At 67.9% G+C, this 13,214-nt stretch carries 11 protein-coding genes; 2 read left to right on the top strand and 9 right to left on the bottom strand.

All coding sequences use genetic code 11. The features are described 5' to 3' along the window. Positions 1-13 precede the first annotated feature (13 nt). From ACFSCU_RS04425 to ACFSCU_RS04395, 7 genes are all read right to left on the bottom strand, one after another. Entirely contained in the window at positions 14-2,185 is a 2,172-nt protein-coding gene (locus ACFSCU_RS04425) for a 3'-5' exonuclease (RefSeq protein WP_377560004.1), read from the bottom strand. Beyond that, positions 2,182-2,559 carry a response regulator transcription factor gene (locus ACFSCU_RS04420; RefSeq protein ID WP_180550697.1) on the bottom strand — a complete coding sequence of 126 codons (378 nt, stop codon included), beginning with the start codon at positions 2,557-2,559 and terminating at the stop codon, positions 2,182-2,184. Before ACFSCU_RS04420 ends, ACFSCU_RS04425 begins: the two co-directional genes overlap by 4 nt. Beyond that, complete coding sequence (locus ACFSCU_RS04415) at positions 2,556-5,327, bottom strand: ATP-binding protein (protein ID WP_377560002.1); 2,772 nt, start codon at positions 5,325-5,327, stop codon at positions 2,556-2,558. The genes ACFSCU_RS04420 and ACFSCU_RS04415 overlap by 4 nt, the downstream gene beginning before the upstream one ends. 41 nt (positions 5,328-5,368) lie before the next feature. Beyond that, complete coding sequence (locus tag ACFSCU_RS04410; protein WP_333706177.1) at positions 5,369-5,620, bottom strand: hypothetical protein; 252 nt, start codon at positions 5,618-5,620, stop codon at positions 5,369-5,371. A gap of 95 nt (positions 5,621-5,715) precedes the next feature. Next, positions 5,716-6,069, bottom strand: coding sequence for a hypothetical protein (locus ACFSCU_RS04405; RefSeq protein ID WP_180550695.1), 354 nt, complete (start codon positions 6,067-6,069; stop codon positions 5,716-5,718). Positions 6,070-6,150: 81 nt separating this feature from the next. Next, on the bottom strand, positions 6,151-7,962 hold the full coding sequence (locus ACFSCU_RS04400) for a sodium:solute symporter family protein (RefSeq protein ID WP_377559999.1): 1,812 nt from the start codon (positions 7,960-7,962) through the stop codon (positions 6,151-6,153). A 25-nt stretch (positions 7,963-7,987) separates the two neighbouring features. After that, positions 7,988-8,254 (bottom strand): DUF4212 domain-containing protein, encoded by a 267-nt coding sequence (locus ACFSCU_RS04395; RefSeq protein ID WP_180550694.1) that lies wholly within the window; start codon positions 8,252-8,254, stop codon positions 7,988-7,990. 284 nt (positions 8,255-8,538) lie between these two features. Here ACFSCU_RS04395 and ACFSCU_RS04390 point away from each other — a divergent pair, with 284 nt between their 5' ends. Then, the gene (locus ACFSCU_RS04390) at positions 8,539-8,847 is read left to right on the top strand and encodes a DUF485 domain-containing protein (RefSeq protein ID WP_180550693.1); all 309 of its coding nucleotides are present in this window, start codon (positions 8,539-8,541) and stop codon (positions 8,845-8,847) included. Next, the gene (locus tag ACFSCU_RS04385) at positions 8,844-10,574 is read left to right on the top strand and encodes a cation acetate symporter (protein ID WP_180550692.1); all 1,731 of its coding nucleotides are present in this window, start codon (positions 8,844-8,846) and stop codon (positions 10,572-10,574) included. The genes ACFSCU_RS04390 and ACFSCU_RS04385 overlap by 4 nt, the downstream gene beginning before the upstream one ends. A gap of 127 nt (positions 10,575-10,701) precedes the next feature. On the opposite strand, the gene ACFSCU_RS04380 is transcribed toward ACFSCU_RS04385, so the two are convergent. Then, positions 10,702-11,346: a 3'-5' exonuclease gene (locus tag ACFSCU_RS04380; protein ID WP_180550691.1), complete on the bottom strand. Its 645-nt coding sequence runs from the start codon at positions 11,344-11,346 to the stop codon at positions 10,702-10,704. Next, positions 11,343-13,160, bottom strand: coding sequence for a DUF294 nucleotidyltransferase-like domain-containing protein (locus ACFSCU_RS04375; protein ID WP_180550690.1), 1,818 nt, complete (start codon positions 13,158-13,160; stop codon positions 11,343-11,345). Before ACFSCU_RS04375 ends, ACFSCU_RS04380 begins: the two co-directional genes overlap by 4 nt. Positions 13,161-13,214: the final 54 nt, after the last annotated feature.

Below are 13,214 nucleotides of genomic sequence, written 5' to 3'. Positions count from 1 at the left end.
ACGCAAAACGTTATCAATACTTCAACCGCGCGTAATACGACTGCTGCGCCGCCGCGCGCGCCTGCGCCAGGGTGACGATGCCCATGTCTTTCAGCAGCGGAATCAGCTTGAGCAGCACCTCGGCCGTCACCACCGCGTCGCCCAGCGCCGTGTGCCGGCCGAGCACGGTGATGCCGAAGCGCTCGGCGATGGCCTCCAGCCGGTGCGACTCCTGGTTGGGGTGCACCACGGCCGACAGCAGCAGCGTGTCCAGCACCGGCTGTTGAAAGCGCAGGCCGGTGCGCGGCTCCAGCAGCTGGAGGAACTTCATGTCGAACGCCGCGTTGTGCGCCACCAGCACGGTGTCCTGCGCGAACTGGTGGAAGGCCGGCAGCACCTCGTCGATGCGCGGCTGGCCCACCACCATGTCGGGCGTGATGCCATGGATGGGAATGCCCGCGGCCGGGATGTCGCGCCCCGGATCAACCAGCTGCTCGAACGACTCCTGCCGCAGCAGCCGGCCATTGACCACGCGCGCCGCGCCGATCTGGATGATCTCGTCGCCGCCCGAGGGGTTGAGGCCCGTGGTCTCGGTGTCGAAGACGGTGTAGACCAGCTCGCCCAGCGGGCGCTCATCCAGCGCCGTGTCGGTGTCGGCCTGCGCGAACAGGTCGAAGTCGAAGAACTCGGGCCGGCTTTCGACCTCGGCCAGGCCCTCGGCGGCCTCGTCGCCGCTGCTGGCCAGAGGCAGCAGGAAGCGGAAGAATGCCTGGTGCGCCGCGCGGTCGCGCTCGAACCACATCTCGGCGTCGTGCCGCTCCACCACGTCCCGCACCGAGAGCGGGTGCGTCTCGGCGCCGATGCGCATGGCGTCCATCTCCCAGCTCATCACGGTCTCGGTGCTCATGGCGTGGCCGGTCCACACCAGGTCGAGCTGCGCCCGCGCGCCCGCCGCGGCCAGCCGCAGCGTCAGCGCGCGCACGGCGAACTCGTCCACCAGGCGCTGGCCCAGGTAGGTCAGCGCCTGCAGCATCGAGAAGCTGTCCAGCTTGAGCCACAGCCGCGCATCGGCCGGCGCCGCCGTCACCGGCACGCCGCACTGCGCGCCCACCTGGCGCGCCGCCACCGCCAGAAATTCGGCCCCCTGCATCTCCTCCAGCGGCCAGCGCGTGCGCAGGCTGTCGGCCGACTGGCGCGCCACCTCGTCCACCCGGCCCGCCAGGGTGCGCACCTCGTCGCGCAGCACGCCCAAGAAACGCTCGCGCATGGCGGGCTCCAGGTCGTCGTAACCCAGCATCTCCACCGCCGCCTGCAGGCTGGCGAGCGAGGCACGGCTGCCCTCGGTCAGGCCGTGCAGCAGCTGGCCGCGCGCGGTCTCTTCCTCGAAGCTGCGCGTGATGTTGTCCAGCATCAGCACGAAGCCGCCCAGGGCGGCCGTGCCTGGCGCGCCGTCGCCGCCGTCGGTGTCGGTCACCGGCGCCACCTGCACGCGCAGCAATTGCCCGCCGCGCGTCGCCGTCACGAACTGCGCCGAGGGCTGCGCGGCGCCGCGCGCCAGCCGCTGGCCGATGCTGTCGAGCGCGTGCGCCACCAGCTTCTTGTCGAACACGGCGTAGATCGAGCGGCCGATGCCGATCAGCTCGGCGCCGTCGGCCAGCTGCGGCGCGTCGGACAGGACGCGGAACTGCCGGCGCGCACGCTGGTTGTAGAGCAGGATGCGGCCATCGCGGTTGCACACCACCACGCTCTGCGTCAGCTCCGACATCAGCGCCGCCAGGCGGTTGCGTTCCAGCCGCACGCTGGCGCTGGCGCGCGCCACCTCGGCCGCCACGTCGGCGCGCAACGCATCGCGCTGCGCAGCCAGTGCATTCACCGCGTCGGCCAGCGGCTGCTGGTCGGCCTGCGCACGCGCTTTCAGCTGCAGGGGCGCACTGGCGTTGACGAGGGCGCGCGTCTGCTCGGCCAGCTCGGGCAGCGCGCTGACGCGCGGCACCCACCAGCGCTGCAGCGCCGCCATGGCCGCCACCACGCCCAGCGCCCAGGCCAGTACCAGCAGCGCGGCGCGCGGCGCCAGCAACCGGGCGAACTGCGCGCGGCCCGGCGCGTCCAGCGTGAAGTAGACCAGGCCAACTGCCACGGCCAGCAGCACCGCCAGCGCCAGCGCCACCAGCACCAGCGGCCGAATCAGCAGGCGCTGGTTTCTCAAGGCGCGGCCTCCAGCAGCTCGGCCACCTTCTGCACCAGCTCGCGGGTGGAGAAGGGCTTGGTCATGTAGGCGTTGGCGCCCAGCGCCAGGCCCTTGCTGACATCGGTTTCGCGCCCCTTGGCCGTGAGCATGAGGATGCGCACCCCGTCCAGCGCCGGATCGGCACGCACCGCCTGGCAGACCTCGAAGCCGGTCTTGCCGGGCATCATCACGTCGAGCAGGACCAGCGCGGGCTGCTCGCGCTGGATCGCCTCCAGCGCCTGGTTGCCGTCGGTGGCCACCAGCACGTCGTAGCCCTCGCGCTTCATCAGGTATTCCAGCGAGATGACGATGTTGGGTTCGTCATCGGCCACCAGCAGTTTCTTGGGTGTCATTTCGACTCGCTTTCCTCCGCATCTTTCCCGCGCTGCCCGCTTCGCGGTGTCAGCAGCGGCAGTGTGAAATGAAAGGTGGCGCCCTGCCCCGGGCGGGACTGCACGCCGATGCTGCCGCCATAGTGTTCCACGATTTGCCGGCTGATGGGCAGGCCCAGCCCCGTCCCCTGCCGCCGCCCGCGCGGATCGCCGACCTGGCGGAACTTGTCGAAGGCCGCTTCCTGCTCGGGCGCCGAGATGCCTGGCCCGTTGTCGGCCACGGTCACGGCAAGCTGGCGCGCGTCGGCCGTCAGGCCAATGCGCACCTGCCCGCTTCCCTGGGGCACCACCTTGACCGCGTTGGACAGCAGGTTGAGCATGACCTGCTTCAGCTTGTCCGGGTCGGCCCATACCAGCGGCGCAGGCTGCGCGTCGTCGGGCGGCAGCGCCACGCCCACGGCGCAGCCGTTCTCCCGGAACAGCTCGCGCGTGGTGTCCACCGCCTGCAGCACCAGTGCGCGCATGTCCACTTCCGTGTCGTGCCACTCGGCCCGGCCGGCCTCGATCTTGGCCAGGTCAAGCACCTGGTTGACCAGGCGCGACAGGCGCTCCGTCTCGCCCACCACGATGCCGATGAACTGCTGGCGCTGCTCGGTGGGCATGGCCGGGTCGTCCAGCATCAACTCGGCCAGGGCGCGAATCGAGGTGAGCGGCGTGCGCAGCTCGTGCGTGACGGACGACATGAACTCGTCCTTCAGCACGTCCAGGCTCTTGAGCTGCTCGTTGGCCTCGCGCAGGCGTGCCGTGGCCTCTTCCAGCGAGCGCGACTTGTCCTCCAGCGCGCGCGAGTAGGCGCGCAGCTGAGAGGCCTCCTCCAGCATGCTCAGCACATCGTCGGTGGTGAGCGACTCCTCCTTGGACACCGACGACACCAGCACCCGCGCCGACGCGCCACCCACCGCGCCGGCCAGCTTGGTCTCGACGAAGCTCACGAAGCGCGCATCGGCGCGGGCTGCGGCGTCCTGGCCCCAGCGCATGGCGTATTCGTCGAACATCGCCTGCGCGCGCTCGGCCCCGAAGAAGCGCACACACAGCTGGCGCAGGTCTTCCACCCGCGCCTCGCCGCGCCAGAACACCGGCGTGGCGCCGCCCGTGCGCTGCCCCGCGTCGACGAACATCAACGCCTGGCTGGTCTCGCGCGCCGAGGGCTCGCGCGCCAGCGACAGTGCCACGTACATCGACACGTTGAGCAACAGGCTCCAGAACAGCGAGTGCGTCAGCGCATCCAGCCCGTGCAGCCCGAACAGGGCCTCGGGCTTGAGCCAGGCCAGACCACCCGGGCCTTCGCGCACAAAGGTGTCGTCCATCCAGCCCGACTTTGCGATCGAGGGCAGCATGAGCGTGTAGGCCCAGATGCCGAAGCCCGACAGCAGCCCGCCCAGCGCGCCCAAACGCGTACCGGCACGCCAGTACATGCCGATCAGCGCCGCCGGCGCGAACTGCGCCACCGCCGCAAAGCTGATCAACCCGATGCTGACCAGCGCGTACGCCTCGCTGGCAATGTGGAAATAGGCGTAGCCCAGCAGCAGCAGCAGCAGGATGGTGATGCGCCGGATGTTGAGCAGGATGCGCGACAAATCGGCCATGCCCTGGCCCAGCAGCGCGCGCCAGCGCAGCAGCAGCGGCAGCACCAGCTCGTTGCTGACCATGATAGACACCGCGATGCTCTCGACGATCACCATGCCGGTGGCGGCCGACAGGCCGCCGACGAACACGAACAGGGCCAGCCACTGGTGCCCCGCCGCCAGCGGCAGGGACAGCACGAAGTTGTCGGGGTTCGTCTCGTGCCCGGCGAAGTACATCAGCCCCCCCAATGCGATGGGCAGCACGAAGATGTTGATGGCCAGCAGATAGGCCGGAAACACCCAGCTGGCGCGGCGCAGGTGGTCCTCGTGCACGTTCTCGACCACCATGATCTGGAACTGGCGCGGCAGCATCAGCAGCGCCAGCATGGCCAGCACGGTCATGGTGAACCAGTGCGGCCACGCGAAGGCCGTGCCCTGCTCCAGCCGCATCAGGTCACGCAGATCGGGCTGCGCATGGGCCCGCGCGAAGATGTCGGCGAAGCCGTTGTACAGCCCGTAGGTGACGAACACGCCCACGGCCAGGAATGCCACCAGCTTGACCAGCGACTCGAAGGCGATGGCCGCCACCATGCCCTCGTGGCGTTCGGTGGTGTCCAGGTGCCGGGCGCCGAAGATCATGGTGAAGCCGGCCAGCACCAGCGCCAGGTAGAAGGTGCCGTCGCGGCTCCAGGGCACCTGGGTGGTGCTTTCGACCACGCCGGGCGAGATGAGCAGGCCGTACGCCGCCGACACCGCCTTGAGCTGCAGGGCGATGTAGGGAACCACGCCCACGACGGCGATCAGCGTCACGCTCACCGCCAGCAGGCGGCTCTTGCCGTAGCGGCTGGCGATGAAGTCGGCGATGGAGGTGATGCGCTGCGCCTTGGCGATGCGGATGATCTTGCGCAGCACCACCCAGCCCAGCACCATGGCCATGGTCGGGCCCAGGTAGATGGGCAGGAACCACAGCCCGCCGCTGGCGGCGCGGCCCACGCTGCCGAAATACGTCCAGGCCGTGCAATACACGCCCAGCGACAAGGCGTAGGTCCACGGGCTGCTGACCAGCGACCTGCCCCGGGCCGCCCAGCGGTCGCCCACGTAGGCCACCACGAACAGCAGCGCCAGGTAGGCCAGCGACACCGTCAGCACCAGCGGTGCGCTCATGGCTTGGACCGGCGGCATGGTCATGGCTCAGCCCGGGTGTCTCAGTCCGGCGGCAGCCCGCGCTGCTCGGCGTCGTCGCCCGGCGGGGGGGTGGCTGCCGTGCCGCCGGTTTCCATCAGCACGGCCAGCGCCACGATCAGCAGCAGCCAGATCACGAAGGCGGCGGTCGGCAGCAGCGGCCAGCCATGCACCAGTTCGTCACGGTCCCAGATGCTGAAGAGCGGGAAGTTCAGCAGCAGCCAGCCCGCGGCGAACAGGCCCAGCAAGCGTCCCGAGCGCCTGGACTCGCGCATGTCACCCTGCTCCCGCCCGCCTGCGCGCGGCCGCGGGCATCAGGGGCGCTAACCCGGTCGCGCGGCGCCGAGCGCGGTGAGGATCAACGGCGCCGTCAGCGCCCCTGGGAAACTGCCTTGGCCTTGGCATGGGCATGGCGCGACAACGCGAAGCCGAGCATGAGCTTGATCCAGATCGTCGAGCCGGCGATGGCCGTCCAGGTGCTGTAGGGCATCGCCGTCAGCACCACGGCCAGGATCACGTACACGCAGGTGGCGCCCGCCAGCAGGTGCAGCACGCCGTCGTAGGGTGCGAAGCGGGCCGCGTTGGGCGGCGCCTCGCCGTACTTGAGGGCGACCTCGGAGAAGTCGCGCTTGATGAGGATGCGCCACGCGCGCCGCAGCCAGTAGAAGGCGATGGGGAACAGCCCCAGAAAAAGAATCCAGTTCAGCGCAAGACTGACAGCCATGACGACACGATACCTTCGCTCAGAAAAACAGCCGCCGGCACGCTGGCCATTCGGGCCCGCGTGCCGGCGGCATGCGACTCATCAGTGTGCGGCGCCGGTGATGGCCTTGGAGCCGCGCGGCACGCGCACCGCCTCGACCAGGTCACGGATGTGCTGCGGCGTCGGCGCGGTCATCTTCGAGACGATGAACGCCACGATGAAGTTGACCGCCGCGCCCACGGCACCGAAAGCCTCCGGCGTGATGCCGAAGAAGCTGTTGGGGCCACCGATCAGGCCGGTGAACTCGGTGCCGCGAACAAAGAACAGGCCCTTGTGCGCGAACACGTACACCAGCGTCACGAACAGGCCCGCCAGCATGCCGGCGATGGCGCCTTCCTTGTTCATGCCCTTGCTGAAGATGCCCATCATGATGGCCGGGAACAGCGAGCTGGCTGCGATGCCGAAGGCCAGTGCCACCGTTCCCGCCGCGAAGCCTGGCGGGTTCAAGCCCAGCCAGCCCGCGATGACGATGGCCACGGCCATGGATATCTTGCCGGCCAGCAGTTCGTTCTTCTCGCTGATGTCGGGCACGAACACCCCCTTGATCAGGTCGTGCGACACCGCCGCCGAAATCGCCATCAGCAGCCCCGCCGCGGTCGACAGCGCCGCCGCCAGGCCGCCCGCCGCCACCAGCGCGATCACCCAGTTGGGCAGCAGCGCGATCTCGGGGTTGGCCATCACCATGATGTCGGCGTTGACGTTCAGCTCGTTGCCTTTCCAGCCGGCAGCGTCGAACTTGGCCTTCATCTCGGGGTTGGTGGTCTTGTCGTTGTAGTACTGGATGCGGCCGTCGCCGTTCTTATCCTCGAACTTCAGCAGGCCGGTGGTTTCCCAGCGCTTCATCCAGTCGGGACGCTCGTCGTAGCGGATGGACGCCTCCGGTGCGTAGGGGTCGGCGTTCTGCATCACCACGCCCGGCGTGATGGTGCGCATCAGGTTGGTCTGCGCCATGGCGCCCACGGCGGGGGCCACGGTGTACAGCGCGGCGATGAAGATCAGCGCCCAGCCGGCGGACACGCGCGCGTCCTTGACCGACGGCACGGTGAAGAAGCGCATGATCACGTGCGGCAGGCCGGCGGTGCCGATCATCAGCGACAGCGTGTAGACGAACATGTTGAGCTTGCTGCCCGGCACGGATGTGGTGTATTCGGCGAAGCCGAGGTCGGACACGATCTGGTCGAGCTTGCTCAGCAGCGACACGTCGGTTCCCACCAGGTTGGAGCCCAGGCCCAGCTGCGGAATCGGGTTGCCGGTGAGTTGCAGCGAGATGAACACCGCCGGCACCGTGTAGGCCAGGATCAGCACGATGTACTGCGCCACCTGCGTGTAGGTGATGCCCTTCATGCCGCCGAACACGGCGTAGACGAACACCAGCGCCATGCCGACGTAGATGCCGGTGGCGTTGGACACCTCCAGGAAGCGCGAGAAGGCCACGCCCACGCCCGTCATCTGGCCGATGATGTAGGTGATGGAGGCCGTCAGCAGGCAGACCACGGCGATGGTGGCGGCGGTCTTGCTGTAGAAGCGGTCGCCGATGAACTGCGGCACCGTGAACTTGCCGAACTTGCGCAGATACGGGGCCAGCAGCATGGCCAGCAGCACGTAGCCACCGGTCCAGCCCATCAGGAACAGGCCGCCGCCGTAGCCCATGCCGGCGATCAGGCCGGCCATGGAGATGAAGGAAGCAGCCGACATCCAGTCGGCCGCCGTGGCCATGCCGTTGGTGACGGGGTGCACGCCGCCGCCGGCGACGTAGAACTCGCTGGTCGAGCCGGCGCGCGCCCAGATGGCGATGCCGATGTAGAGCGCGAAGCTCAAGCCGACAACGATGTAGGTGGTGGTGGTCAGATCCATGATCGTCCGTCCTCTTCGGTGGTTCTTACTTCTCGTCGACGTTGAAGCGACGGTCGATCTCGCCCATCTTCCAGATGTAGAAGAAGATCAGCACGATGAACAGGTAGATGGCGCCCTGGTGAGCGATCCAGAAGCCGAGCGGGTAGCCGCCCAGCTTGATGTTGTTGAGCAAGTCCGCGAACACGATGCCGCCCAGAAACGGCACCACGAACCAGATCACCAGGATGCCGATCAGCAACCTGAGCGTGGCACTCCAGTACTCACTGGCCTGACTGTCATTGCGTTCTGCCATGTGGGTTGTCTCCTTCAGATTTTGGTAACAGATGTGAACTCTAGTTTTCACTGACTTTCTGAAAACTTACAGCGATGGCGCTGACTATCGGAACCAAGGGCAATCACCTAGAAATCTGTGCCTCGACCGCTGCATGAAATGCACGCTCCATGCACATGGAACTTACAGGTTCCCGATAGCCGACACGCCCGCAGGCACCGCGCCTGACGTAAGGAGCTGGTCAGAGCCTCTCCCCAGAATCGCGGCCGCATCGGCACCAGCCGGTGTGACACGAGGAGACAAATATGAGCGACCCCATGGTCGAGCGCATCCAGCGCAACCCCAAGTACCAGCAACTCAAGCGCACGCGCAGCCGCTACGGCTGGACGCTGGCGATCCTGATGCTGGTCGTCTATTACGGCTACATCGGCCTGATTGCCTTCGACAAGGAATTCCTCGCCAAGCCCATGGGCGCCGGCGTGACCACCATCGGCATCCCCATCGGCATGGCGGTGATCGTGTTCTCCATCGTCATCACCGGCCTGTACGTGCGCCGTGCCAACGGCGAGTTCGACCGCCTCACGCGCGAAATCATCGAGGAAGCCACCAAATGAGCCGCGCCCGCAACACCCTCATCGCGGCACTGCTGGGCCTGACCACCGCGGGCATCGCGCAGGCCGCCGGCGGCGACGTCGGCAGCACGGCCAAACAGGCGACCAACTGGATCGCCATCATCATGTTCACGGCCTTCGTGGTGGCCACGCTGGGCATCACCAAGTGGGCCGCGGGCCGCACCAAGTCGGCGGCCGACTTCTATACCGCGGGCGGCGGCATCACCGGCTTCCAGAACGGCCTGGCGATCGCGGGCGACTACATGTCGGCGGCGTCGTTCCTGGGCATCTCGGCGGCCGTGATGGCCAACGGCTACGACGGCCTGATCTACTCCATCGGCTTCCTGGTGGGCTGGCCCATCCTCACCTTCCTGCTGGCCGAGCGCCTGCGCAACCTGGGCAAGTTCACCTTTGCCGACGTGGCCGGCTACCGCTTCCAGCAGGCGCCGCTGCGCGCCTTCGCGGCCAGCGGCACGCTGGTGGTGGTGGCGTTCTACCTGATTGCGCAGATGGTCGGCGCGGGCCAGCTCATCAAGCTGCTGTTCGGCCTGGACTACTGGATTGCCGTGGTGCTGGTCGGCGTGCTGATGATGGTGTACGTGCTGTTCGGCGGCATGACGGCCACCACCTGGGTGCAGATCATCAAGGCGGTGCTGCTGCTGTCGGGCGTGACCTTCATGGGCTTCATGGTAATGGCCAAGTACGGCTTCAGCCCCGAGGCACTGTTCGCCGACGGCGTGCGCGTGCGCACCGAGATCGCGGCCAACGGCGGCGCCGACCCCACGGCGGCGGCCCGGGCGGGCCTGGCCATCATGGGCCCGGGCGGCTTCATCAAGGACCCGATCTCGGCCATCAGCTTCGGCATGGCGCTGATGTTCGGCACGCTGGGCCTGCCGCACATCCTGATGCGCTTCTTCACCGTGCCCAACGCCAAGGAGGCGCGCAAGTCGGTGTTCTGGGCCACCACCTGGATCGGCTACTTCTACATCCTGATCTTCATCATCGGCTTTGGCGCCATCACCCTGGTGCTGACGAACCCCGAATTCGCCGACACCTCCAAGGGCATCATCCACGGCGGCGCCGGCACGGCCAACATGGCGGCGGTGCTGGTGGCCAAGAGCGTGGGCGGCGACGTGTTCTACGGCTTCATCTCGGCCGTGGCCTTCGCCACCATCCTGGCGGTGGTGGCGGGGCTGACGCTGTCGGGCGCCTCGGCCGTGTCGCACGACCTGTACGCCACGGTGTTCAAGAAGGGCAAGGCCGATTCGGCCGCCGAGCTGAAGGTGTCGCGCATCACCACGCTGGCGCTGGGCATCATCGCGGTGCTGCTGGGCATCGTGTTCGAGCGCCAGAACATCGCCTTCATGGTGTCGCTGGCGTTCGCCGTGGCGGCGTCGGCCAACTTCCCGGTGCTGCTGCTGTCGGTGCTGTGGAAGGACTGCACCACCAAGGGCGCGGTGATCGGCGGCTTCATGGGGCTGATTTCGTCGGTGGCGCTGACCATCGTGTCGCCTTCGGTGTGGGAAGCCACGCTGGGCAACCCCAAGGGCTCGGCGCTGTTCCCCTACACCTCGCCGGCGCTGTTCTCCATGGCCATCGGCTTCTTCGGCGTGTGGCTGTTCTCGGTGCTCGACAAGAGCAGGAACGCGCAGCAGGAGCGCGCTGCCTTCCCGGCGCAGCAGGTGCGCTCGGAAACCGGCCTGGGTGCCGCCAAGGCATCGGCCCACTGATGCCGTGCGGCTTCGGCCGCCGCTGCAAGCAAAAGCCGGACCTTCGGGTCCGGCTTTTTCATGGTCATTTCAAGCTCTAGCGCCCGCCCAGCAAGCGCAAGCAGCTATTAACAACATAGCAACCGAATCAACCCGCCTCACCCCGCAACACCCGCAGCTTGATGAAGGCCAGCGCCGCCATCACCGCGTCGTTCAGCGCATCGTGGGCCTCGCGCGTGGGCAGGCCCAGGGCATCCATGATGGTGGCAAAGCGCAGGTCGATCTCGGTGTTCTCCTGCTGCTTGTGCGGCGGCAGCTGCTGGAACACGTGGTCGTAGTACAGGCGCGACACCTCGATCTTCTCCTGCGGCAGCGTCAGCCCCAGCGTGCGCTTGAGCGTGCGGTTGATCATCGCCACGTCGAACTCGAGGTAGTAGCCCACCAGCGGCCGCGCGCCGATGAAGTGCAGCAGGCGGCGCATGGCCTCCTCGGCCGGCACGCCGTCCTGCACGTCCTGCTCGCGCAGGCGGTGCACGCGGATGCTCTCGGCCGACACGCCGTGCTCGGGCCGCACCAGCAGCTCCAGCCGCTCGCTGGTCAGCACGCGGTTGCCCACGATGCGCACGGCGCCGATGGCGATGATCTCGTCGCTGCGCGGGTTCAGGCCGGTGGTCTCGCAGTCCAGCGCCACCCATTCGCCGGGCGGCGGCGCGTCGACCAGAAAGCGCCACTCGGAATCGCGCAGTTGCCGCTGCTGCCAACCGCGGCGCAGCCTGTCGATCAACCCGCTCACAAGGCACCCAGTTTGAAGCGGTGCCGCAGCTGCACCTTGAAGCGCTTCACCACGTCCAGCGTGTCCTTCAGCAGGTCGCGCTCGAAGGTGTTGAGCGTCTTCACGTCCATCGCGCCGCTCACCGGCTGCTGGCGGTCGAGCTCGGCCAGGCCGGCCTGCAGCCGCAGCGTCATGAAGAAGTGCAGGCTCTCGGTCAGCTCGCGGCCCATCTGGGCGCTCAGGTCGCCGCGCTGCACCAGCGCCTCGATGCGTTCGGCCGTGCTGGTGGCGGTGACGCGCGCTGCCAGCGCCAGGCTGCGCACGCCGTGCACCAGCGGGAAGATGCCTTCCTTCTTCAGGTTCATCTGCTGCGCCGCGTCGCCCAGCAGCCGGTTCCACCAGCCTTGGCTGCTGCTGAACAGATCGATGGCGCTGGCAAAGCGCGCCAGCAGCGCGTCGTTGTCGGTGGCCATCTGCATCAGGCTGCCGCGCACGCCTTCCAGCAGATGCGCGTCGCCGCTGACGGCGTGCGCGTCCATGAAGATGGCCAGGTTCATCAGGCTGTCGGGCTCGGGCAGGGCCAGCCAGCGGCGCGCGGTCTGCGCGAAATCGGCCTCGCTCATGCGCCAGGCCGGGTTGCTGAGCATGATGCCGCCCGGGCACGGCGGGTAGCCGAAGCGCGCCAGCGTGTCGGAAAAGCGCTGGCAGATGGCCGCCAGGTCGTCCGGTGGCGTGTAGCCGTCGCGCAGAATCAGGCCGTTGTCCTGGTCGGTCTTCAGCAGCTGTTCGCCCCGCCCTTCGCTGCCCATGACGAACAGGCACGCGTTGGCCACCAGCTCGGGCGGCGCGATGATCTGCCAGGCGCGGTCGAACAGGCGTGCGTTCAAGTCCTGCACCATCTTGGCGATCAGCCCCGCGCGCGTGCCGCCGCGGAACTGGCGGCCGATCATGCCGGTGACCTGCCCCGCCGCCTCGGCCAGTTCGTCGATGCTGTCCGCGTCGTTGATGCGCAGCGTGATCAACATCGAATGGTTGGAGAGGAAGCTGAACACGTCCAGCGCCTCCAGCACGCCATGCACCTGTTCGCCTTCGGCCACCACCACGCGGTGGATGTGGTGGCGCAGCATGATGGCCAGCGCATCACCCACCTGGTCGGACGGGCGCACGCTGATGAGCGACCAGTTGCTGAGTTCGCCCACCGGAATCTGCTCCAGCGGCCGGCCCGACAGGATGGCGCGCTGCAGCGCATTGGTGGTGAAGATGCCCAGGCGCGGCGGCTGCGTGGCGGCGTCCTGCACCAGCACGTTGGTGGTGCGCTCGTGCTGGAACACCTTGACCACCGAGACGATGTCGGTGGCCGCATCCACCATGTGCGCCGGCCGCACGAAGGCCTGGTCGACGCGCGCCATGTTCAGCGCCTGCAGCTCGTTGCCGCTCTGCCGCTGGCCGGCCGCGCTGAGCTTGGCGCCGATGTCGGAGAACAGCAGCGCCCCGAACGTGGCGTTGGCGGCGATCAGCTCCTGCACCGTGGCGTGCGCCAGCGCGTAGGCCACCACCTCCTCGGCGGCGACGAAGCGGCTGCTGGACTTGCCGGCCACCAGGCCGCGGCCGTCAAAGCAGTCGTCGGGCCCGTAGGTGGCGGCCTGCTCCTCGCCATCGAACTGGGCGACGTAGCCCTTGATGACGACGAACAGGTGCGTGGGCGCGGTGCCGACGTCGAGGATCACCTCGCCGGCGCGGAAGTACACCACGTCCACGTGGTTGCGCACCAGGCGCTGCTCCTGCTGCGTCAGGCTGTCGAAGGGCGATGCGGCGAAGTTGAAGGCGTTGGGCATTTTTTGAATGAAATCGGCCTGCAGCGCTTGTCCATCAAGCGCCAGCAGCTATCA

Origin of the sequence: Ottowia beijingensis (assembly GCF_042680925.1) — a bacterium.
Lineage (GTDB): Bacteria > Pseudomonadota > Gammaproteobacteria > Burkholderiales > Burkholderiaceae_C > Ottowia > Ottowia beijingensis.
Note: the sequence above shows the minus strand (reverse complement) of the source record. Positions and strands in the feature narration are given on the sequence as shown.

Bases quoted from the DNA above. Each gene is read 5' to 3' on its own strand.
- ACFSCU_RS04385 (WP_180550692.1), top strand. From the start codon at position 8,844: ATGAGCCGCGCCCGCAACACCCTCATCGCGGCACTGCTGGGCCTGACC.
- ACFSCU_RS04395 (WP_180550694.1), bottom strand. From the start codon at position 8,254: ATGGCAGAACGCAATGACAGTCAGGCCAGTGAGTACTGGAGTGCCACG.
- ACFSCU_RS04410 (WP_333706177.1), bottom strand. From the start codon at position 5,620: ATGCGCGAGTCCAGGCGCTCGGGACGCTTGCTGGGCCTGTTCGCCGCG.
- ACFSCU_RS04390 (WP_180550693.1), top strand. From the start codon at position 8,539: ATGAGCGACCCCATGGTCGAGCGCATCCAGCGCAACCCCAAGTACCAG.
- ACFSCU_RS04415 (WP_377560002.1), bottom strand. From the start codon at position 5,327: ATGAGCGCACCGCTGGTGCTGACGGTGTCGCTGGCCTACCTGGCGCTG.
- ACFSCU_RS04375 (WP_180550690.1), bottom strand. From the start codon at position 13,160: ATGCCCAACGCCTTCAACTTCGCCGCATCGCCCTTCGACAGCCTGACG.
- ACFSCU_RS04420 (WP_180550697.1), bottom strand. From the start codon at position 2,559: ATGACACCCAAGAAACTGCTGGTGGCCGATGACGAACCCAACATCGTC.
- ACFSCU_RS04405 (WP_180550695.1), bottom strand. From the start codon at position 6,069: ATGGCTGTCAGTCTTGCGCTGAACTGGATTCTTTTTCTGGGGCTGTTC.
- ACFSCU_RS04400 (WP_377559999.1), bottom strand. From the start codon at position 7,962: ATGGATCTGACCACCACCACCTACATCGTTGTCGGCTTGAGCTTCGCG.